At 34.7% G+C, this 20,621-nt stretch carries 25 protein-coding genes; 2 read left to right on the top strand and 23 right to left on the bottom strand.

Annotated elements, in window-relative coordinates; translation table 11 throughout:
• Positions 1-123: 123 nt before the first annotated feature.
• The 5 genes from TA89_RS00850 to TA89_RS00830 are packed head-to-tail and all read right to left on the bottom strand — an operon-like array spanning position 124 to position 5,711.
• Positions 124-1,368: a methylaspartate ammonia-lyase gene (locus TA89_RS00850; RefSeq protein WP_040210098.1), complete on the bottom strand. Its 1,245-nt coding sequence runs from the start codon at positions 1,366-1,368 to the stop codon at positions 124-126.
• A gap of 59 nt (positions 1,369-1,427) precedes the next feature.
• Complete coding sequence (locus tag TA89_RS00845; protein ID WP_040210096.1) at positions 1,428-2,888, bottom strand: methylaspartate mutase subunit E; 1,461 nt, start codon at positions 2,886-2,888, stop codon at positions 1,428-1,430.
• Positions 2,889-2,907: 19 nt separating this feature from the next.
• Complete coding sequence (gene glmL, locus TA89_RS00840) at positions 2,908-4,296, bottom strand: methylaspartate mutase accessory protein GlmL (RefSeq protein WP_040210095.1); 1,389 nt, start codon at positions 4,294-4,296, stop codon at positions 2,908-2,910.
• 14 nt (positions 4,297-4,310) lie between these two features.
• The gene (gene glmS / locus TA89_RS00835; protein ID WP_040210092.1) at positions 4,311-4,724 is read right to left on the bottom strand and encodes a methylaspartate mutase subunit S; all 414 of its coding nucleotides are present in this window, start codon (positions 4,722-4,724) and stop codon (positions 4,311-4,313) included.
• A gap of 18 nt (positions 4,725-4,742) precedes the next feature.
• A complete protein-coding gene (locus TA89_RS00830; protein WP_052447249.1) occupies positions 4,743-5,711 on the bottom strand; it encodes a GntR family transcriptional regulator in 969 nt (322 codons plus the stop codon).
• Between the two features lie 201 nt (positions 5,712-5,912).
• Between TA89_RS00830 and TA89_RS00825 the strand changes: the two genes are divergently transcribed.
• Entirely contained in the window at positions 5,913-6,710 is a 798-nt protein-coding gene (locus TA89_RS00825; RefSeq protein WP_040210088.1) for a DUF3048 C-terminal domain-containing protein, read from the top strand.
• Between the two features lie 26 nt (positions 6,711-6,736).
• Here TA89_RS00825 and cwlD read toward each other — a convergent pair whose 3' ends face one another.
• Positions 6,737-7,468: an N-acetylmuramoyl-L-alanine amidase CwlD gene (gene cwlD / locus TA89_RS00820; protein WP_052447248.1), complete on the bottom strand. Its 732-nt coding sequence runs from the start codon at positions 7,466-7,468 to the stop codon at positions 6,737-6,739.
• A 143-nt stretch (positions 7,469-7,611) separates the two neighbouring features.
• Positions 7,612-9,234, bottom strand: coding sequence for a Na/Pi cotransporter family protein (locus TA89_RS00815; RefSeq protein WP_040210118.1), 1,623 nt, complete (start codon positions 9,232-9,234; stop codon positions 7,612-7,614).
• A gap of 533 nt (positions 9,235-9,767) precedes the next feature.
• Between TA89_RS00815 and TA89_RS00810 the strand changes: the two genes are divergently transcribed.
• Positions 9,768-10,520: a creatininase gene (locus TA89_RS00810; protein WP_242850043.1), complete on the top strand. Its 753-nt coding sequence runs from the start codon at positions 9,768-9,770 to the stop codon at positions 10,518-10,520.
• A 483-nt stretch (positions 10,521-11,003) separates the two neighbouring features.
• On the opposite strand, the gene rpsI is transcribed toward TA89_RS00810, so the two are convergent.
• From rpsI to TA89_RS00730, 16 genes are all read right to left on the bottom strand, one after another.
• On the bottom strand, positions 11,004-11,396 hold the full coding sequence (gene rpsI / locus TA89_RS00805; RefSeq protein ID WP_040210085.1) for a 30S ribosomal protein S9: 393 nt from the start codon (positions 11,394-11,396) through the stop codon (positions 11,004-11,006).
• A 25-nt stretch (positions 11,397-11,421) separates the two neighbouring features.
• Positions 11,422-11,856 (bottom strand): 50S ribosomal protein L13, encoded by a 435-nt coding sequence (gene rplM, locus TA89_RS00800; protein ID WP_040210082.1) that lies wholly within the window; start codon positions 11,854-11,856, stop codon positions 11,422-11,424.
• A gap of 148 nt (positions 11,857-12,004) precedes the next feature.
• Complete coding sequence (gene truA / locus TA89_RS00795) at positions 12,005-12,739, bottom strand: tRNA pseudouridine(38-40) synthase TruA (protein ID WP_040210081.1); 735 nt, start codon at positions 12,737-12,739, stop codon at positions 12,005-12,007.
• 17 nt (positions 12,740-12,756) lie between these two features.
• Positions 12,757-13,563 (bottom strand): energy-coupling factor transporter transmembrane component T family protein, encoded by an 807-nt coding sequence (locus TA89_RS00790; RefSeq protein WP_040210079.1) that lies wholly within the window; start codon positions 13,561-13,563, stop codon positions 12,757-12,759.
• Positions 13,560-14,423 carry an energy-coupling factor transporter ATPase gene (locus tag TA89_RS00785; protein ID WP_040210076.1) on the bottom strand — a complete coding sequence of 288 codons (864 nt, stop codon included), beginning with the start codon at positions 14,421-14,423 and terminating at the stop codon, positions 13,560-13,562. The genes TA89_RS00790 and TA89_RS00785 overlap by 4 nt, the downstream gene beginning before the upstream one ends.
• Positions 14,408-15,256, bottom strand: a complete 849-nt coding sequence (locus tag TA89_RS00780) for an energy-coupling factor transporter ATPase (RefSeq protein WP_040210075.1) — start codon at positions 15,254-15,256, stop codon at positions 14,408-14,410. The genes TA89_RS00785 and TA89_RS00780 overlap by 16 nt, the downstream gene beginning before the upstream one ends.
• Before the next feature lie 111 nt (positions 15,257-15,367).
• On the bottom strand, positions 15,368-15,709 hold the full coding sequence (rplQ, locus tag TA89_RS00775) for a 50S ribosomal protein L17 (RefSeq protein ID WP_040210072.1): 342 nt from the start codon (positions 15,707-15,709) through the stop codon (positions 15,368-15,370).
• Between the two features lie 12 nt (positions 15,710-15,721).
• Positions 15,722-16,669 carry a DNA-directed RNA polymerase subunit alpha gene (locus TA89_RS00770; RefSeq protein WP_040210070.1) on the bottom strand — a complete coding sequence of 316 codons (948 nt, stop codon included), beginning with the start codon at positions 16,667-16,669 and terminating at the stop codon, positions 15,722-15,724.
• 111 nt (positions 16,670-16,780) lie between these two features.
• The gene (gene rpsD / locus TA89_RS00765; RefSeq protein ID WP_040210068.1) at positions 16,781-17,401 is read right to left on the bottom strand and encodes a 30S ribosomal protein S4; all 621 of its coding nucleotides are present in this window, start codon (positions 17,399-17,401) and stop codon (positions 16,781-16,783) included.
• 25 nt (positions 17,402-17,426) lie between these two features.
• Complete coding sequence (rpsK, locus tag TA89_RS00760; RefSeq protein ID WP_040210066.1) at positions 17,427-17,822, bottom strand: 30S ribosomal protein S11; 396 nt, start codon at positions 17,820-17,822, stop codon at positions 17,427-17,429.
• 15 nt (positions 17,823-17,837) lie between these two features.
• Complete coding sequence (gene rpsM / locus TA89_RS00755; protein WP_040210065.1) at positions 17,838-18,206, bottom strand: 30S ribosomal protein S13; 369 nt, start codon at positions 18,204-18,206, stop codon at positions 17,838-17,840.
• A 222-nt stretch (positions 18,207-18,428) separates the two neighbouring features.
• Positions 18,429-18,542 carry a 50S ribosomal protein L36 gene (rpmJ, locus tag TA89_RS00750; protein ID WP_016205879.1) on the bottom strand — a complete coding sequence of 38 codons (114 nt, stop codon included), beginning with the start codon at positions 18,540-18,542 and terminating at the stop codon, positions 18,429-18,431.
• A gap of 57 nt (positions 18,543-18,599) precedes the next feature.
• Positions 18,600-18,818, bottom strand: coding sequence for a translation initiation factor IF-1 (gene infA, locus TA89_RS00745; protein ID WP_040210059.1), 219 nt, complete (start codon positions 18,816-18,818; stop codon positions 18,600-18,602).
• 7 nt (positions 18,819-18,825) lie between these two features.
• Positions 18,826-19,137, bottom strand: coding sequence for an RNA-binding protein (locus tag TA89_RS00740; protein WP_082023793.1), 312 nt, complete (start codon positions 19,135-19,137; stop codon positions 18,826-18,828).
• Between the two features lie 68 nt (positions 19,138-19,205).
• Complete coding sequence (map, locus tag TA89_RS00735) at positions 19,206-19,955, bottom strand: type I methionyl aminopeptidase (RefSeq protein ID WP_040210056.1); 750 nt, start codon at positions 19,953-19,955, stop codon at positions 19,206-19,208.
• The gene (locus tag TA89_RS00730) at positions 19,952-20,602 is read right to left on the bottom strand and encodes an adenylate kinase (protein ID WP_040210052.1); all 651 of its coding nucleotides are present in this window, start codon (positions 20,600-20,602) and stop codon (positions 19,952-19,954) included. Before TA89_RS00730 ends, map begins: the two co-directional genes overlap by 4 nt.
• Positions 20,603-20,621: the final 19 nt, after the last annotated feature.

Genomic DNA, 20,621 nt, shown 5'->3' with positions numbered 1-20,621 from the left:
ATACTATTATACAACTATTTAAGGTATATAAGTAAAAATGAACAATTAATTTAACATCTAATTCCAATAAAGTTATAGACGCAATTAATTATTCATTATTTACCTCAGTTTTATATCTTAGTTTTATTTATTTCTTCTGTTTACCAGTGCAATAACTCTGTTCATCTCATTGTTTACAATCATAAAACCCTCATCTACTCCCATTCCGGGTTTAGCAAGAACCTGAGCCGCACCGCATGCCATAGCAATATTGGTACAAATTTCTGCACTTCTGTTGGTTTCGTTACAGGTTCCTCCGCAGTATGCTCCCACCTTCATCTTTTTACAGTATAAAAGAGCTTCTATAGTATTATTTATACCGCCTAAGTCCGGTGTTTTAACCTGAAGCATATGTCCTGCCTTGTTATCGGCAAAAAATACCACGTCATCATATGTATTGCACCATTCATCTGCTACTATTTCAATACTGATTCCTCTTCTGTCCAGCTCTTCAGTGAGTTTCTTTAACGCCTCCATCTGTTTTTGCCTGTCTTCTACATCCATTGGTCCTTCTATTCTAAGTTTAAAAGGCTTGGCGGCATTTTCAAGAGTTCTTAGGTAATCAACCATAGCTTCCATATCATTATTAAATGCAATTCCTATAGTTCCGTAAACATCTATATGAAATACAGGATTGTAATTCTCTGAATATCTTAATTTTAAAACTCTATCTCTAAGCCATTCTACATAGTGCAGGAGCTTTTCCCCTTTTTCCCCAAGCTTTTCCTGTACATGATTTATCAATGCATGAGGCATTACATCCGCACCTTTTATAATCATCTTATCAGCATTATCATACCTATCATCTCCGGATTGAGTAAAAATAGGCACTCTGGTAATTTCTACCCCTGTGTTATATTCCTCTTTTACAACCTCTGCCATAGTAATTTTTCTGGATTTTGCAACAGCATCCAATAAAGCCTGTGTCACTCCATATCTAATAGCAGTGTGAAGTCTTTTGCCGTTAACAGTCATCTTGTCAAACTCTTCTGCAAGAGCTTTAAAGCTGCTTAGTTCTCTTCCAATAAGCTTAGGAGCTATTTCTTTATCAATAACCGGTATAAAATCAGAAGCCAGGAAAAGAGGGTCTCTTCCACCTGCACCGCTATACTGTACTGCAGCACAGTCTCCAAAAGCAACCTGTCCATCTTCTAAAATAAGCATTACAGAAATTGATTCTCCTGCCTGTCTTATTGCCTTAAAGCCTTCAGTTACAGCTTCTCCTACATAGGTAAAGCCATCATGGCCAGCTCCTTTTTTTATTGCTCTCTGGTCGTCAAAATAAAATCCGGTTCTTCCTGAGGAACAAACAACATCTACAATTTTCATTAAAAGCCCTTCCTTCTCAAACTTATAAATTGTTTATTAATTATATCCTTTGATTACATTTATCTTACTAATTCAGGTCTTCCTACTAACTTTCCTTTTCCTACTGCAAATATATCATCCACTGTCATCTGGAAGCATACCTGTCTGTTCTCAAACTTTGCTCTTTCCTCCATCTTTCTTCTGTTGAACTCTTTTATTTCTTCTGTGAAAGGAATATTTCCAAACATTAAATATCTTACTGCACCATCGTTATCTCTTGCAGGCATCATTTTACCTGCATTATATTTGCTTGGTGCAAAGGGTATATCTATAATTCCCATGGAAAATCCTTTAACCGTTCCCACAGCAAGGTCACCATTTCCTGCTTGAAGTATTTTATCCATCATACATTTGGTTTCAGCCTTAATTAATGCTATTTCCGTATTAAGTTCCTGTGACATAGGCAGCTTTTGTCCTCTTAAAAGGTTCAATGTCATCTTTGTTGCCTTAATTCCCTGAGCATTAGCTTCCTTAGTTGGTATTCCCACCGCTTCATGAGGTGTTTTAACTATAACCTTAGTTGCTCCTGCCAGCGCTGCTGTAGCTGCACCATTTGAAATTACCCCAAAGGCTCTGGCTTCGTCCTGAGGAAATCCTCCCATCCACTGATGGAAAACTGTAGTTATAAATACATCCTTATATCCAAAGAATTTTAAATATTCATTTACCTGCTCCTCTAACGCCCTTAAAGCAGCTACGTCCTGAATTAAGTTACCGCACTGGCCATAGCCTACAGTTATATTTTTTACTCCCCGCTCTGCAGCCAGCAGAGCTACAATGATTGCTACTGCATTAGATGTGCTTGGAGGTACTAAAGTTCCTGTTAAAGGACCGAAGGGTTCTCTGTTTATTGAAACTCCCTGCTCCTCATAAAATCCTACTAATCTGTCACAGTACTGCCAGTCTAAAATGGTTTTTTCCATGGGTACGCTTTTAGCATAGGGTATATTATATGAGATTCCGCCACCTTCATTAGAAGTCCATCCGGAAGCATGTATTATCTCTGATAATAATCTTGCATCAGGGGTACCATGTCTTGCTTGAAGAGGAATATTCACAGCTTCATAGACCTTTCTGCATCCTCTTACCCCATGATTTACTGCAGGGAATCCATTAAGAAGTGATCTGCCTGTAAGTCTGCTTTCCCTTATCCCTATTTCGCATTCATCATATCTATTCTGTCTTGTATAGCTGTCAATAGTTGAAGGAAGCAAGTCAGCTCCTCCCTGATTTTGAAGGAAAGTCAGAAGATCAATATGCTCTTCAATCAGTGCAACTCCTGCTCTTGGCTGAGCTAAGGTAACTCCCTCTTCCTTAGCTTTAGCTAGCTTTTTAGGAAAGCTTTTATGATCCGGTACCTTTTTTAAATAATCTACCGCTTCCTGCAGATTTACTTCTTTCCCAGTAGGCCAATGATTTAATATTTCTTCCCTTATAGTAAAAAATTGTTCTTCAGTCCACTTTTTATTTTCTAATTTCATTTTATATCCCCTTTAGATTTTATATTAATTTTAGATATTTTTTCATTATCCTAACAGCCATATCAGGCAGTTCCGAAGCAAGCAATCCCATTGATGAAAGTATATAATCCTTATCTATCATGTATTTTGGATGCCTGGGCTTTAAGGATTCAATGTTTTCTGTGGAGAAACTTCCAGCCTCCAAAATTTCTTTTGGATTTTTACTGTGGACTATAACACCTCCGGTACCAATAACATATTTTATTTCCATTAAATCTTTTCCATATTGACTGTACACCATACCCATAGGTGAATAATTAGGTTCTACATATCCGCAATGTCTTTCCATAGCTAAATCTACAGCAGTTTTAGCCATAGCTTCTTCAAAATCTATTTCGTTTTCTGTTTCCGGTACCATCATTATGTTATTATGTCTGTATCTGCAGCCTTCTTCTATGTTTATTTCTTTATTTTTCATATATTTTCTTACTTTTCTGGTTCCTGCAGCTTCCCAAAGGGATAATGCAGAATATCTCATGCCTAAATCACCCTCTACAGTCCTCTTTGCAAAAGGCTCCTCCAACCCTCTTAGGTTAACTCCGGGTTTTGAAGGCTCCCCACTGGCAATGGAATGTACATCGGTGGTTGCTCCCCCTATATCTACTATTATTAATTCCCCTATACCTTCCTCAGCATCGCTGCCTTGGCTTAAGTACTCCGCAGCTTTTAAAACCGCTGCAGGGGTAGGCATTAAAATTCCATTTATAAAGCTTTCGGCATTTTTAAGGCCTTTAGCCTCTATTATTTTACTCATGAATATCTTTCTTATTTCTTCTCTAGCAGGCTCTACATTTAAGGAGTTTAGCTTAGGCATAACGTTTTCAGTAACAGCATAAAACATATTTCTTTTATTAAATATCTTTCTAATTTCAGAAACAGCTACTTTGTTTCCTGCCACTACTATAGGAATATTAAAATCGTTATCAGCAAGTATCTCAGCGTTTTTAATTATGCATTCCTTGTTTCCTCCATCTGTTCCTCCTGCCAGAAGTATCATATCGATATTCATATTTTTTATTTCATGGATTTCATCCTCAGTGAGTTCATAACTGTATGTTTTAATAACTCTTGCTCCTGCTCCTAAAGCTGCTCTTTTAGCTGCCTCTGCCGTCAACTCTGGAACCAGTCCAACAGCAATCATCTTTAACCCTCCCGCAGCAGAGGAACAAGCAAGTTTTCTTACAAAGTCAATTTTATCAGTATTTATGCTTTTCTTTAGATTATTATAGGCATGGTTAAAGCCTACCATTATATTATCCTCAATGGTAGTTACTGCTTTAGCTGAAGCTAGTATCTCTTCATTTTCTATATCCACAGCTGTTAACTTAGTATAAGTGCTGCCAAAATCTATTAGCAAATATGCTTTCATTTTTATCACTCCACCTATTGTATATGCAAATCTTTCTTCAAGTCTGCTACAGCAGTTTCTATAGTTGTACCTGGTGGATAAATTCTGTCAAAGCCCATGTCTTTAAATTTTTCGTAAACCTCATCCCAATTCTGCTTTCCTACTACTATGTTTCCTCCTACATAAAGAAGTACGTTATTAAGACCTGCCTCATTGCATTTTTCTCTCATACCTCTACAATCGATTTCACCGTGACCATATAGTGATGAAACCATTATTACTTCAGCACTGGTTTCCACTGCGGCATTGATGAAATCCTCCTGAGGTGATAGTACGCCGATGTTAACCACATTAAATCCGGCTTCGGAGAGACCATATTCCAGTATTTTGTTTCCTACAGCATGACAGTCAGCTCCTATTACTCCAAGAACTAAAGTTTTCTTGTCCATTTTACTCCTCCTATTAATTTACATAGATACATTTAAATCTACGATTTTTGACTTAAGTGCTTTAACAGAACCATCATCTAAATTGTAAATAAATTTTATAATATCTTTTTTATTAACGTTTACATCTTGAATATCATTATATCTTCCCGGTGAAACTAGTATAACATCGCATTCATCCATTACTTTTATTACTTCCTCATTATCAAAGGTGTTTGTATATTTGATTTTAATATTTCCAAGACCAGCTTCATCTAATGCCTGTTGAATTTTAAACATAAATTCTTCAGATATACAAAAAAGCGCAAATCTAGTATTGTCAGGATATCTTGCAATCTTTACTATAGTTCCTAAATCAGCATTAATGGCTACTCCCAATATCTCTTTTTTATAGTTTGAAGTAAGCCTGGCCACTTCATGTACGTGGTTAAAGGTAGCAACTATTATCTGACTGGATTCCAATACTTTTTTTGTTCTTCCTTCCATATTTTTAAGATCATTTATGGTCACAGGAACAACATTCAGCTTTGTAGCTTCACTTAATTGTCTGCTAAACATTCTTGACTGTTCAACATTGCATTCTACATATACAGCAGTAGTCTTATTCATTTTTTCAATCTTTTCATGAATATGATTATTAATCAGATTGATAAAATTATCGCTGTCTATCCCGCTCTCAATAGCCTCTTCAAAAGCCAGATCAAGCAGCTTAAATATTTTATCCTTTACCTCTTTTGCCTGCCATATTTTATTTCTCTCTGCTACAAAGGTCCCCTTACCCTGAAGAGATTTTAAAACCCCTTCCAGTTCCAGCTCCTTGTATGCTGAACTAACAGTATTCCTGCTTACATTAAGCTTTGAAGAAAGTTCCCTTTCTGTAGGCATTTTATGACCTTCCATCAGATTTCCACTGACTATGAGATCCTTTATCTGCTTTTTTACCTGTATGTACAGAGGTACTCCATTTTTCTTATTTAATTTTATATCCAATTGGCCTACCTCCTTTTTCAATGGATTAATGGACTAATCCACCATCATTTAAATAGTACCATACCACTATTATCCTTTTCAACATATTTTGTAAGATTTTTAATATTTTATAAACACTTAATCCTTTGTTAATTCTTTTGCATAATTTAATAAAAAAAAGACTATAATTTATAAAGTAAATAGGCAGGAAGGCAGGTATTTATGAATTCAGTCAGAAAGGATAAATTATTTAATGATATATTTTATTTTTTAATAACTATATTTGTTATACTTATAATATTTTATTTATATAAATATTCATCCTATACAAATCACTTTAAAAGGCCAAAAGGAAATGTTATAGATGTTTCTCCCCTTACAGGAGAAAGCATTAAGCCAGTTATGAGCAGTACTCCACTCTATGAAGTAATTTATGCCGAAAATATAGGAATTCAAGATTTAAGCCATTTAAGCTCTGCAGATATAATATATGAATCTTATGATACAAATCTTCAGCTTCCTCTATATAAAGCTGTATTTTTTAATAAGAAACCTGTAAAAACTTCAAGTACTCGTTCTATAAAAAGCATACCATTAAATAATATGGTAAAATTCAACTTTATATCTTCTGAAGGTAGTTTACCAAGCTATTATAATAATAAAGGAGAAATATTGTTTGTAGAATTTAATTCAAAAGACTCCTCTTCCTTTTTATATGAGGGAGGCAAGTACTATCATGTTACTCATAAATCCAGAGATATAGACAAGGTTAATAATAAACCTCTATCAGCTTCAAATGTTATTATTCAATTCGTAAAGGAAAACAGCATTTCTTCTCAGGAAGAAGGATTCGGTGATGCACTTATTTGCAGCGGAGGTGTATATGCTAAAGCTCAATGGGCTAAAGAAAAGGATCGCCCATTAAAGCTTACAGCAGACAGCGAAAAAGAAGTTACTCTTATGAAAGGCACTACTTGGTGGATTACCGTAGTTCAGGGATCCACAGTGCTGGTGAATTAACTTTCAATTATTCCCCCGGAAATAATTTATTCTACAGAATTAGCTTTCCCTATTTCTTCATAGTATCTTTTAACTCCTTCTGCTATAGCTTCTGCTATTTTATTTTGATATTCTTCATTTTTTAATTTTCTTTCTTCCTCAGCATTAGTTATAAATCCGCATTCTACTAGTACAGATGGAGCTTCATATCCATCCCTTAAAATTCTGTAGTGGTCTAAAGCAGGTTTTTCTATCCTAGTATTTTTAGTATCCACAATTTCTCTAAGAGAGCTCTGAATTTTTGATGCAAGGATTTTACTTTCTTCAAATTTTGAATACCAAACCTGCGCTCCAAAAACTTTACTTTGCGGAAAAGTATTTTGATGAATGCTTATGAACATATCACAGTTAACCTCTTTCTTCATCCTGCATCTATTATTTAAGTCTTCCACTTTTTTAGAGGAAGGCTTTTTTGTAATACTGTTCAGGCTTTCATCTTCTTCTCTTGTCATATAAACCTTATGCCCCTGATCCTCCAGTCTTTTCTTAAGCTTTAAGGCTATAGAAAGGTTAATATCTTTTTCTACAGTTCCATTTTTGGAAACCGCTCCTCCATCATAACCTCCATGACCTGGATCTATAAGTATTATTTTTGATTTACTTTCCTCCTCATAAAGTAATATCGCTCCTGCAGAAACTGACGGAGTCAATGCAAATATTAAAATTAATGCAATGAACTTTAAATTTAGCTTTCTAATTTTATTTATATATTCTTCCATATATAATCCCTTCTCTTTTTTATGATAGGATTAGTATATGCTTTAAAGGGCTTTTTATTATCATTTCCTCGGAATCTAAATTTGAATTATTTTATGCAAAATAAAACAGGCTTTAGAGGTTTAACTCCTAAGCCTGTAAATTTCTAAATTTCTGTCACATTATTATTTAAAACACTTTCTGCAATATTAACAGAATGGTCTCCAATTCTCTCTAAATTACTTAATACATCTATGTATAAAGCTCCTGAATATGCATTGCATTTTCCTTCATTAAGCCTTCTTATATGAGATTCCCTATATTCCTTTTGACATTCGTCAACTTTACTTTCCAGAGGATTAACCTCTAATGCCTTTTTAACATCCCTATGTGCATAGCTGTCAATAGCAACTTCTAACGCCTCCAATGTATAGTTGTACATCTTATTCAATTCTTCCAAAGCATCTCCGGAATATTCAAGCTTTCTTTTCATCTTTTCTAGAGTGAGGTCAGCAATATTTTCTGCGTGGTCACCTATACGTTCTATGTCATTTACCACATGGTATGTTGACTGAACTATACTTAACTCTTTGTCAGAAAGATCAGTTTTAGTAAGCTTTACCAAAAAATCTGTTATGCTTGCTTCTAAGACATTTATAAGCTTTTCGTTAGAATAAACCTTTTTAACTAAATCCTCATTATCTGTATGAAATGCCTCAATTGATATTTGAAGGTTTTCTTTTGCCTTTGTAGCCATTCTAATAGTTTCTTTAATTACCTGTCCTGCAGCAATTATAGGGGTTTCTAATAATCTGTCATCAAGATACTTAGGACCGACCTTTTCTATCTCATCCTCACCTGGAACTATTTTATTTACAAGGATGATAAGATATTTAATCATAGGTATCATTATTATGGTATTTGATACATTGAATATAGTGTGAGCATTAGCTATCTGCCTCTTTATATTTAATGGACTTATAGTTTGAACTATATTAGCAATTATATCCATAAAAGGAAGGAATAATAAAGTTCCAAATATATTAAAAGCTAAGTGGACAAAAGCTGCTTTACGAGCAGTTTTGGAAGTTCCTATAGAGGAAATTAATGCTGTAACACAGGTACCTATATTACATCCAAATATAATTGGGAGAGCTACATTCATACCTATTGATCCTGTACCTGCCAAAGCTATAAGTATACCTGTAGTGGCTGATGAACTCTGCACTACAGCTGTCAATGCAAGTCCTGCCAAAATTCCTAAAAATTTATTTTCTCCGATTGCTAGGATCATTTGTGTAAAGTGCGGAGAGTTTGATATAGGCTCTAAAGAGGAGGACATAATACCCATTCCCATAAATAATATACCAAAGCCTAAAACAATGCTTCCTATATCTCTTCTTCGCTTTTCCTTAGCAAAAAGCGTAAACACTGTTCCAACACCTACAGCTATAGGTGCCAGCATATCAAGTTTAAAAGCTACCAGCTGCGCTGTTATAGTTGTACCTATGTTTGCTCCCATAATAATACCGGCAGCCTGATATAAATTCATAAGTCCGGCATTAACAAATCCTACTACCATTACTGTAGTGGCTGAAGAACTCTGTATTACCATAGTTACTAAGGTACCAACTAGAACTGCGGATAAAGGGTTGGAAGTTACTTTTTCAAGAATATTTTTGAGCTTATCCCCAGCGGAATTTTCAAGCCCGTCTCCCATTAATTTCATTCCGTAAAGAAATAATCCCAGTCCGCCGATTAGTCCGATTATAGTTGACGCTATATTAATATCTCCTGCATTCAAATTGAATACCTCCATATTTAAGTTTTACATAATATAAAATGTACTATAAAACTTATTTTTTGTTAATATATTTTTTATATTCCTAACTTAAACTAAATACTGCAGATGATTTTATATTATGTTTATCTTTAGTTCTATTTATTATTGTATATTTATAAATTTTCCTACAATTATAAATATAATAAAGCGCTTGCTATATCAGTGAACCAGCTTATTAGCTTTGCTTTTGCTTAAAGCAAATTATTTCATCAAGCTTATCCACTTTAGATTATTAATTCAGTAATTTAATGAACTACCCTATATATTATGAATGTCTAAGGCAGTAAAGTCAATATATAAATTCTCAATACTCATTAAAAAGTATACATTCTAAGCCTTAATAAAGATAGGTAAACTATAAAATAATTCCTATATTCTGCTGATTTTATAGTACATATCACATTGACTGCCATCAGATTATATTCTACACTAATTGTGTAACAAGGAGAAACAATATACAAAAAAAGAGGAGTATGCTTATGACACACTTTATGCAGGAAATGACCTGGAAAGAATATGCCAGCTGCGCCGATAAGATTGTAATACTTCCAATTGGTGCAACAGAACAGCACGGAGAACATTTACCCCTTTGTGTGGATGCAGTGCTAGCAGAAGGATTTTCATTAAAACTTGCAGAGCAAATTGATGGTATTATTATGCCTACCTTGAGATATGGATATAAATCAAAGCCTATGTCCGGTGGAGGACCTTTATTTCCAGGAACAGTGGACTTAAACGGAGAAACTGTCATTAAACTGGTATATGACGTTCTTACAGAAATAATTCGTGATGGCTTTACTAAAATCTTAATTATGAATGCCCATTTTGAAAACGAGGCCTTTATTGTAGAAGCCATGGATTTAGTAACCCGGGATACCAATGGTATTGCTAAAATCCTTGAAACAAACTGGTGGGATCCTATGCCTTCCCATATAATAGATCAGGTTTTTGATGAGATTCCCTTCCCGGGATGGGCCTTGGAACATGCCGCAGTGACAGAAACCAGCTTAATGCTGTACTTTAAACCGGAATTGGTACATATGGATCGCATCACTGATACTAAAAATGCAGAATATATGCCCTATTACAGATATCCTATCTGTAAATCAGATATACCTGAGACTGGTACCCTTGCCAGTGCTGCTTCCTCTTCCTTTGAACGAGGTAAGCTAATTGTAGACTCTGTGCTCCATGAATTAGTCCGTATATGTGAAAAGGAATTTAATAAGTAAAAGCTCACTAAATTTAAATATAGATGTTTAATAATTAACTACAGCCAAATTTCAATTATTCTTGAAATTTGGCTGTGAATATTTATAGAAATATTGATTTATAGCCTTTTTTGCTTCTTTATATAAATAAATATTATAGACTTTTGATGGGAAAGAACAAATAAAGCTGTCCATTTTCATCTCTTTCACATAAATCATCAACTTCATTACACTTTGAATTCGCATCTTCCCACAGCTTTTTTTATGAAGCCTTCTCCCTCATTGCTTGAACCCGCTTTTCCTATAACTGAAAAACCAGGGCATTGAACATCTTTTAATTTCCATAAAGGTTCTCTCCCCCCTATAAATGATGTTATTATAATTTTACAATATTAACCTGTTGCATATATAAATAGTTTTCTAAGCTATGTATATTTCTATGAGTTTTATAATATAAAAAACCTCGAAAACAGTATGTTTTCGAGGTTTGTAAACTCCATAATATTATCTCTTTGAGAACTGTGGAGCTCTTCTTGCTTTCTTAAGACCGTATTTCTTTCTTTCCTTCATTCTTGGGTCTCTTGTTAAGAAGCCTGCTTTCTTTAATTCTGGTTTTAAGCTTTCATCAGCTTTTAATAAAGCTCTGGAAATACCATGTCTTATAGCTCCTGCCTGACCAGTAAATCCACCGCCGTTTACATTAACTATAACATCAAATTTATCCTTAGTTGAAGTTAAAACTAATGGTTGATTAACTATGAATCTTAAAGTTTCTAAGCCAAAATAAGTTTCTATATCTCTTTTATTTATAGTAACCTTACCTTCACCAGGTACAAGTCTTACTCTAGCAATAGATTTTTTTCTTCTTCCTGTTCCAAAATACTGAACTTTAGCCATTTCTATTCCTCCTCCCAGTTACTTTCTAGTACTTTAACTCAAGCACTTCTGGTTTTTGAGCTGCATGCTCGTGTTCTGATCCTTTATAAACCTTTAGCTTCTTAAGCATCTTTCTTCCTAACACTCCAGTTGGAAGCATTCTTCTAACAGCTTCCTGGAATGCAAATTCAGGTTTCTTTTCCATAACTTCTCTGTAAGGAGTTTCTTTTAATCCACCTGGATAAAGGCTGTGATGTCTTAACATTTTTTGATCTAATTTCTCTCCTGTTAATACAACTTTTTCAGCGTTAATAACAATTACAAAATCTCCGCAATCTACATTTGGTGTAAATGTTGGCTTATGTTTTCCTCTTAATATTGTTGCAACTTGGCTGGCAACTCTGCCTAATGGCTTTCCAGCTGCATCAATTACATACCATTTTCTTTCAACCTCTTGTGGTTTAGCAATGTATGATTTCATCCTTTTCCCTCCCTGAACATTACATGTAATCAACTACTTGTTCTTTATATGTCAAGACTCGGGGCTAGTGAGTCTCTTACACATTATAGTTCTTACAAACATAATTATTATAATACACGGAGACGGGTGTGTCAACATAATTTATTTATTAATAATAAACTTTTTCCAGGGTTAAGCCCTGAGGAGGCACACACTTCCCTGCTTTGTTTCTATCCTTTGATTTTATTATTGCAGCTATATCTTCCGGTGCTATTTTCCCTTTTCCCACTTCTATAAGGGTACCTACTATTATTCTTACCATATTATATAAAAAACCATCAGCGGTAGCATAAATTTTTATAAAATTCCCCTGCTTTTCAATATAAAGCTGAGTTATAGTCCTTACACTGGTTTTTACAGAGCTTCCTGTACTCTTAAAAGCTTCAAAATCATGAGTTCCTATAAAATAGCTACAGGCTTTTATCATCCATTCTAAATTCAGCTCTTCCTTTACATTATAGGAATAATTTCTAAAGAGAGCAGATCTGTTTTCCTGATTCAAAATGGTGTAGCAATAGGTTTTTCCTTTAGCATCGTATCTTGAGTGGAAGGTATCTAAAGCCTCCTCTGAATGTATAACTACAATATCAGAAGGAAGCTTAGTGTTTAATGCATCCTTAAAACGTCTTGAAGGAACACTTGAATTAGTTTTAAAATTTGCCGTAAAAGCCTTTGCATGAACTCCGGAATCTGTTCTGCTGCACCCTGTTACCGAAGTTCTTTCTTTAGTTATTTTAAACACAGCCTCTTCTAAGAGTTCCTGTATAGTTCTTTGATTCTTCTGCCTTTGCCAGCCACAGTAATTTGTTCCGTCGTATTCTATAATTATTTTTATATTTCTCATAGCACTTATCCGATTAATTAACTCATTCTAACAAATATACTTGCTATAACTAATAAGGAAAATGCGGCAAAGGCTATAAAGTCCTTATAGGTATACATAAGCTTTTTCATTCTGGTTCTTCCATCTCCGCCTCTATAGCAGCGCGCTTCCATTGCCATGGCAAGTTCATCTGCTCTTCTAAAGGAGCTTATAAAAAGTGGAACTAAAAGTGGTATAAGGCTCTTTGCTTTCTTAACCAGGCCTCCGCTTTCAAAATCCGCACCTCTAGCCTTTTGAGCTTTCATTATCTTATCTGTTTCATCCATTAAAGTAGGTATAAATCTCAATGCTATAGTCATCATCATAGCAAGTTCATGGGCAGGAACTCCAATCTTTTTAAATGGATTTAAAAGTCTTTCTATACCATCTGTCAGCTCTATAGGTGAAGTGGTCAGAGTTAAAATGGAAGTACCCATGATTAAAAGTATCAGTCTAAAGGCCATAAATACAGCAGTATTTACACCCTCTTCATATATCTTTATAAATTTCCATTTAAACAGCAGGGTTTCAGCTGTTCCGGGAACCATAAATAAATTTAACAAGGCTGTGATTATAATTAATACAAAAACTCCTTTTACACCTTTATAAAGATATTTTATTGAAAGTTTAGAAGATATCACCGTTATACCTATAAAAAGCACTACAAAAGCATACCCATATATCTTATCGATAATAAATAGATCAATTATGAATAGCAGTGAAATCAGTAATTTTGTTCGCGGATCAAGTTTATGTATAAATGAATCTCCTGGAATATACTGACCTATAGTTATATCCTTAATCATTTGTTTCCCCCCTTCTTAAGCAGCTTTAAGAGTTCTTTCTTTGCTTGTTCTACAGTAATTATTTCCTCAGAAAGATTTATTCCCTTTTCTCTTAAAGATCTTACTAAATAGGTAACTTGAGGAACGGCTAACCCCACTTTTTCTAATTCTTCAATCCTCATAAATACTTGAGAAGGCTTACCATCTATGATAATTTCACCATGATTCATCACCACTACTCTCTCCGCTAGCCTCGCTACGTCTTCCATACTGTGGGATACAAGAATTATAGTCATTTTATATTCTCTATGAAGCTTTCTTATCTGTCCTAGAATTTCATCTCTTCCCTTAGGGTCTAACCCTGCTGTAGGTTCATCTAAAATAAGTACCTTGGGCTCCATCGCCACCACACCTGCAATAGCTACTCTTCTTTTTTGACCTCCACTGAGTTCAAAGGGCGACTGTTCCTTATAGGTATCATAATCCATTCCAACAATATTCATAGCTCGTTTAACTCTTTTTGAAATTTCCTCTTCAGAAAGTCCCAAATTACGTGGCCCAAAGGCTATGTCTTTTTCTATGGTTTCTTCAAAAAGCTGATATTCAGGATATTGAAATACTAAGCCCACCTTTTTTCTAATTTCAGTAAGATTCATTTTTTTCTCAGTTATATCAACACCATCCACTATAATTTTTCCGCTGGTTGGCTTTAATAATCCGTTAAGATGCTGGATAAGGGTTGATTTCCCTGAGCCTGTATGTCCAATTAGTGCTGTGAACTCACCTTCTTTGAACTCTACAGATACATTATTTAATGCAGTTTTTTCAAAAGGGGTTTTAGGCATATATATATGATTTAAATTTTCTATTTTAATTGACATATTGCATTCACCATCTCATCAACATTTAATATTTCCTGGCTGATTTGTATTCCGCCTTTATTAAGTTCATATGCAAGCTCTGTTACCTGAGGAACATCGAGACCTATTCTTTTCATCATTTCTACTTTACTGAAAACTTCTTTTGGTTTACCCTCTGTAATGATACTTCCATTATCCATAACGATAATCCTGTCAGCCTGAGCTGCTTCATCCATATAGTGAGTAATTAAAATCACTGTTATACCATAATTTTTATTTATATCCTTAATGGTATTTATAACTTCTTTTCTACCTGAAGGATCAAGCATCGCTGTAGGTTCATCCAGTACAATACATTTAGGCATCATAGCTAATATACCTGCAATGGCAATCCTCTGCTTTTGTCCTCCGGATAATAGGTGAGGTGCATGCTTTCTATATTCATACATCCCTACTTTTTTTAGGCTGCCATCTACTCTTTTTCTTATTTCCGAGGGCTCTACCCCCAAATTTTCAGGTCCAAAGGCAACATCTTCCTCAACTATAGTTGCCACCATTTGGTTGTCAGGATTCTGGAATACCATTCCTGCTCTTTTTCTGATTTCCCATAGATTATCAGGTTTTTTTGTGTCTAAATTATCTATATAAACATTTCCTTCTGAAGGAAGAAGTAGTGCATTAACATGCTTTGCTATGGTGGATTTTCCTGAACCGTTATGTCCTAATATAACCAAGAACTCGCCTTCATGAACCTTTAAGCTTACATTATTTAAAGCGTATTTTTCTGCACCGTTTTCTTCCGAAGCTGCATATTTATAACTAACATTTTTAAATTCAATTATGGCATCTTTCATGAACAAACCTCCTATAAAGTATATATAGCTTAGGCAGAAGGTATTCTTATCTTCTCCCTAAGATATATATAACAAAACGGGGACTAAGATATTTACTTAATCCCCTTTAAATTATACTAATTCTAGTATAACTACTTCTGCTCCGTCTCCTCTTCTTGGACCTACTTTATAAATTCTAGTATATCCGCCGTTTCTTTCAGCATACTTAGGAGCTATATTTTCAAATAAATTCTTAACTACATCTTCTTCTGTAACAAAAGATAAAACCTGTCTTCTTGCATGAAGATCCCCTCTTTTAGCAAGAGTTATCATCTTCTCTGCTAAGTTCTTAGTTTCCTTAGCTCTTGTTTCAGTAGTTTCTATCTTACCATGCTTTAAAAAGCTAGTTACTAGATTTCTCAGCATTGCTCTTCTTTGATCGGTTGGACGACCTAACTTACGATATCCTGCCATAGCTATACCTCCTTACTCGTCATTCATTCTTAGACCTAATCCAAGGTCTTTAAGCTTTCTTTCAACTTCTTCTAAAGATTTCTTACCTAGATTTCTAACTTTCATCATATCGTCCATGGATCTTTGTGCAAGTTCCTGAACTGTATTTATACCCGCTCTCTTTAAGCAGTTATAACTCCTAACAGAAAGATCTAACTCTTCGATAGTCATCTCTAAAACTTTTTCCTTCTTATCTTCTTCTTTTTCAATCATTATTTCCATATCATTTGCATGATCAGTTAAGGTCATAAACAACTTAAAATGTTCGATAAGAATTTTTGCAGATAAGCTTATTGCTTCTTCTATTTTAATTGTACCATTAGTCCATACTTCTATAGTTAATTTATCATAGTCGGTTATTTGACCGACTCTAGTATTTTCTACATTGAAGTTTACTCTTTTTACTGGAGTGTAAATTGAATCCACCGCAATTGTGTTGATAGGAATATCTTCAGTCTTATTCTTAGTCTGAGATACATATCCTCTACCTCTGTTAACAGTGATTTCCATATACAGCTTAGCATTTTCATCCAAAGTTGCTATATGTAAATCCTTGTTTACAACTTCTACATCTCCATCAGTTCTGATATCAGCACCTGTAACTTCACCTGCGCCTTTAGCATCTATATATATAGTCTTAGGGCCTTCACCATTCATTCTTAAAGCAAGAGATTTTATGTTAAGAATTAATTCTGTAACATCTTCTTTAACTCCTGCTACAGTTGAAAACTCATGAAGAACTCCATCTATTTTAACCGATGTAGCTGCTACGCCAGGCAAAGAGGATAACAGTATTCTTCTAAGAGCATTTCCTAGTGTAATTCCATATCCTCTTTCTAATGGTTCTACAACAAATTTGCCGTAATTACCATCTTCGCTGGTTTCAACACATTCTATTTTTGGTTTTTCGATTTCTAACATTCACAAACCCTCCTTATCTATTAAATGGCAACCTTATTTTGAGGGCAACTGATTCTATATTCGCATAAAGCAATAAAACTTATTTTTTTATGCGAATAACTTACTTAGCTATTACTTGCTGTAAAGCTCAACTATAAGTGTTTCATTTACTGGTACATCTATATCTTCTCTAGCTGGTTCAGCAATTACTGTAGCTTCAAAGTTTTCTGGATTAGCTGATAACCACTTAGGTAAAGTTTTTGGATTTTCAGCAAATACCTTAAATTTCTCTGTAGCTCTGCTCTTTTCACTAACGCTTATTACATCATTAACGGAAACTTTGTAAGATGCTATATCAACTCTTTTTCCATTAACTAAGAAATGACCGTGAGTAACTAATTGTCTTGCTTCGTTTCTTGAAGCTCCGTAGCCTAATCTGAATGCTACGTTATCTAATCTTAATTCAAGAAGCTTTAACAGATTTTCACCTGACATACCTCTCATTTTTTCAGCTCTTTCATAATATGTTCTGAACTGTTTTTCTAATATTCCATATATTCTCTTAGCTTTTTGCTTTTCTCTTAACTGTAATCCATAGTTGGATAATTTTTTCTTACTAGCGCCATGCTGTCCTGGTGCATAACTTCTTCTAGTGATAGCGCATTTATCTGTATAACATCTATCCCCTTTAAGGAATAGTTTTTGACCTTCTCTTCTGCAAAGTCTGCACACTGCTCCAGTATATCTTGCCATTATTTACACCTCCTGCTACTATAAATTAGACTCTTCTTCTTTTTGGTGGCCTGCATCCGTTATGTGGGATTGGAGTAACATCTTTTATTAATGTCACTTCTAATCCTGCTGCCTGAAGAGATCTTATAGCTGCTTCTCTTCCTGCTCCAGGTCCTTTAACATATACTTCTATACTCTTTAAACCATGTTCCATTGCTGTTCTAGCTGCAGTTTCTGCTGCCATTTGAGCTGCGTATGGTGTGCTTTTTCTTGAACCTCTAAATCCAAGTCCGCCGGCACTAGCCCATGAAAGCGCATTTCCTACTGCATCAGTTATAGTAACTATTGAATTATTAAAAGTAGATTTTATATGTGCAGCACCGTGCTCAACATTTTTTCTCTCTTTTCTTCTTCTAGTCTTTTTAACTTTTTGAGCTGCCATGTTCTTCCCTCCTAACTATTTCTTCTTATTAGCTATAGTCTTCTTAGGACCTTTTCTAGTTCTAGCATTAGTCTTAGTCTTTTGTCCTCTTACTGGAAGACCTCTTCTATGTCTTATTCCTCTATAGCAACCAATTTCAACTAATCTCTTGATGCTTAGAGCTATATCTCTTCTTAAGTCACCTTCAACCTTTAAGTTCTTGTTTATATAATCTCTTATAGCGTTAACTTCCTGCTCGTTAAGATCTCTAACTCTTGTATCTGGGCTAATGCCAGTTACTTGAAGGATTTTTTGTGATGTTGGTAGTCCTATTCCATAGATATATGTCAGACCAATTTCTACTCTTTTTTCCCTTGGTAGGTCAACACCTGATATTCTTGCCATTAAAAGTTACACCTCCTGGTATTGAAATGCTGAATAATAATTTAAGTTTCAATTACTTATTTTCGAATTTATAATTAATAAAAATTCTAGGTCAGTAGTTAAATCCTACTGCAGCCGCACCTAAAATTTCATTAGCGATTAGCTATTAAAATTTTTATGCCTATACTATCATATTTGACTTTTCATTAAAAGTCAAACAATTTTTGCTACACAAACTCAAGCTTAGCCTTGTTTTTGCTTGTGCTTAGGATTTTCACAGATTACCATTACTTTTCCTTTTCTTCTTATAATCTTGCACTTTTCGCAAATAGGCTTAACTGATGGTCTTACTTTCATCGCAAACCCTCCTTGTTTTCCTTGTAAGCACTTAACAACATCTATTAACAGCGCTTGTTATTTAGCTCTCCATGTAATTCTTCCTCTTGTTAAATCGTAGGGTGATAACTCTACGGTAACTTTATCACCGGGAAGAATTCTGATAAAATTCATTCTCAGCTTTCCTGAAATATGAGCCAGTATTTTGTGGCCGCTTTCCAGTTCCACTTCAAACATCGCATTTGGCAGTGACTCAAGCACTACTCCCTGCATTTCTATAACATCATCTTTTGACATAAGGTAATCAACCCTCCTTAACAATGCCTTCAAGCTTTAGAAATTTTCTAATCATAATATCTGTATTTTTATTCCTTTGAAAGATAGCTTTTTTAATTTCTTCACTAACTACATTAGTTAAGTTTAGATGTTTAAGCTTTTTCTTTTTAGGCTTTTCTATGGTTTTAGTACATCCATTAGCAAGAAGTAAATAGTCTATGCCTACATTATCAATGACTATATATGGCTCCCTCGTATCCCTTCCGGCTATTGAAACAACTAATCTACCTATTAAGTCATTGTTTTGCAAACTTTTCACCTCGATGATTACCTTAGCCATAAATTAACATTGCCATTATTAAATAATCAGGCACAATGTGAATTTATAACTAAGCAGCACTTTTATGCCTATAGTGTAAGAGTTAAAATTTCCGGACCTTCTGGTAATATAGCCACAGTATTTTCATAGTGTGCAGAATATTTTCCATCCACAGTAACTACTGTCCAGCCATTAGCTAGTGTTTTTACATGATAAGTGCCTATATTAACCATGGGTTCTATGGCTAAAACCATACCAGCGCTTAACTTAGGTCCTCTACCTGGTCTTCCAAAGTTAGGAACGCTAGGATCTTCATGCATATTACGGCCAATACCGTGACCTACATAGTCTCTTACTACAGAAAAGCCGTTTTCTTCAATATAACCTTGTATCGCAAAAGAAATATCTGTTAGCTTATTCCCTGATTTAGCTTTTTCATACCCTTTAAAGAAGCTTTCCTTCGTTATCTCTATGAGTTTAATTGCATCATCAGAGACTTTTCCAACAGGAATAGTCCTGGCAGCATCGCCGTGATATCCATTTAAAACAGCACCACAGTCTATACTGATTATGTCCCCTTCCTGAAGTACTCTGTTGCCTGGTATCCCATGCACCACCTCATCATTTACAGATGAACATATTGATGCAGGGAATCCATGATACCCTTTAAAGGATGGAAGAGCTCCTTGCTTAGTTATAAATTCTTCTGCCAATTTATCAATTTCTGAAGTAGTTATCCCGGGTTTAATGATTTCTTCAAGTTTTAAAAGAGTATTTTCTACTACTCTACCTGCTTTACGCATTAAATCTATTTCGTGGTTACTCTTAATAATAATCATATTTTCTCTCCTAGGATGTTACAGATACTTTCAAATACCTCGTTTATAGCTTTAGTTCCATCAACCTTTGAAAGTACATTTCTATCTTCATAGAAATCAATCAGGGGCTGAGTTTGAGCTTTATATACATCAAGTCTTTCTCTGACTGTTTCCTCAGTATCATCTTTTCTCTGTATAATATCACTACCGCATATATCGCACTTACCTGCAATTATAGGCATATTAAACTTCGTATGGTAGCTTGCACCACATGCTGGGCAAACTCTTCTTCCGGTCATTCTTTCAATAATGAATTCTCTTGGAACTTGAATTAACAAAGCAACGGTCAAACTTTCATTTTTCTCTTTTAGAAATCTTTCTAAAGCTTCTGCCTGTTTAACTGTTCTAGGAAAACCATCTAATAGATAACCATCTTTACAATCTTCCGCTTGCAATCTTTCATACACCATATTAATAGTGATATCATCAGGTACTAAATAACCTTTATCTATATGCTTTCTTGCCTCTATACCTAATGGAGTGTTCTCCGACATATTCTTTCTGAATATATCTCCAGTAGAAATATGAGGTATATTATATCTGTTACAAATTGACTTAGCCTGAGTGCCCTTACCCGCACCGGGAGGACCTAATAATACTATTTTCAATGAATCATCATCTCCAAAA

Source organism: Clostridium polynesiense, from assembly GCF_000820705.1.
GTDB classification, from domain to species: domain Bacteria; phylum Bacillota; class Clostridia; order Clostridiales; family Clostridiaceae; genus Clostridium_AA; species Clostridium_AA polynesiense.
Note: the sequence above shows the minus strand (reverse complement) of the source record. Positions and strands in the feature narration are given on the sequence as shown.

Bases quoted from the DNA above. Each gene is read 5' to 3' on its own strand.
- TA89_RS00850 (WP_040210098.1), bottom strand. From the start codon at position 1,368: ATGAAAATTGTAGATGTTGTTTGTTCCTCAGGAAGAACCGGATTTTAT.
- TA89_RS00845 (WP_040210096.1), bottom strand. From the start codon at position 2,888: ATGAAATTAGAAAATAAAAAGTGGACTGAAGAACAATTTTTTACTATA.
- glmL (WP_040210095.1), bottom strand. From the start codon at position 4,296: ATGAAAGCATATTTGCTAATAGATTTTGGCAGCACTTATACTAAGTTA.
- glmS (WP_040210092.1), bottom strand. From the start codon at position 4,724: ATGGACAAGAAAACTTTAGTTCTTGGAGTAATAGGAGCTGACTGTCAT.
- TA89_RS00825 (WP_040210088.1), top strand. From the start codon at position 5,913: ATGAATTCAGTCAGAAAGGATAAATTATTTAATGATATATTTTATTTT.
- cwlD (WP_052447248.1), bottom strand. From the start codon at position 7,468: ATGGAAGAATATATAAATAAAATTAGAAAGCTAAATTTAAAGTTCATT.
- TA89_RS00810 (WP_242850043.1), top strand. From the start codon at position 9,768: ATGACACACTTTATGCAGGAAATGACCTGGAAAGAATATGCCAGCTGC.
- rpsI (WP_040210085.1), bottom strand. From the start codon at position 11,396: ATGGCTAAAGTTCAGTATTTTGGAACAGGAAGAAGAAAAAAATCTATT.
- rplM (WP_040210082.1), bottom strand. From the start codon at position 11,856: ATGAAATCATACATTGCTAAACCACAAGAGGTTGAAAGAAAATGGTAT.
- truA (WP_040210081.1), bottom strand. From the start codon at position 12,739: ATGAGAAATATAAAAATAATTATAGAATACGACGGAACAAATTACTGT.
- TA89_RS00790 (WP_040210079.1), bottom strand. From the start codon at position 13,563: ATGATTAAGGATATAACTATAGGTCAGTATATTCCAGGAGATTCATTT.
- TA89_RS00785 (WP_040210076.1), bottom strand. From the start codon at position 14,423: ATGTCAATTAAAATAGAAAATTTAAATCATATATATATGCCTAAAACC.
- TA89_RS00780 (WP_040210075.1), bottom strand. From the start codon at position 15,256: ATGAAAGATGCCATAATTGAATTTAAAAATGTTAGTTATAAATATGCA.
- rplQ (WP_040210072.1), bottom strand. From the start codon at position 15,709: ATGGCAGGATATCGTAAGTTAGGTCGTCCAACCGATCAAAGAAGAGCA.
- TA89_RS00770 (WP_040210070.1), bottom strand. From the start codon at position 16,669: ATGTTAGAAATCGAAAAACCAAAAATAGAATGTGTTGAAACCAGCGAA.
- rpsD (WP_040210068.1), bottom strand. From the start codon at position 17,401: ATGGCAAGATATACTGGAGCAGTGTGCAGACTTTGCAGAAGAGAAGGT.
- rpsK (WP_040210066.1), bottom strand. From the start codon at position 17,822: ATGGCAGCTCAAAAAGTTAAAAAGACTAGAAGAAGAAAAGAGAGAAAA.
- rpsM (WP_040210065.1), bottom strand. From the start codon at position 18,206: ATGGCAAGAATATCAGGTGTTGACCTACCAAGGGAAAAAAGAGTAGAA.
- rpmJ (WP_016205879.1), bottom strand. From the start codon at position 18,542: ATGAAAGTAAGACCATCAGTTAAGCCTATTTGCGAAAAGTGCAAGATT.
- infA (WP_040210059.1), bottom strand. From the start codon at position 18,818: ATGTCAAAAGATGATGTTATAGAAATGCAGGGAGTAGTGCTTGAGTCA.
- TA89_RS00740 (WP_082023793.1), bottom strand. From the start codon at position 19,137: ATGGCTAAGGTAATCATCGAGGTGAAAAGTTTGCAAAACAATGACTTA.
- map (WP_040210056.1), bottom strand. From the start codon at position 19,955: ATGATTATTATTAAGAGTAACCACGAAATAGATTTAATGCGTAAAGCA.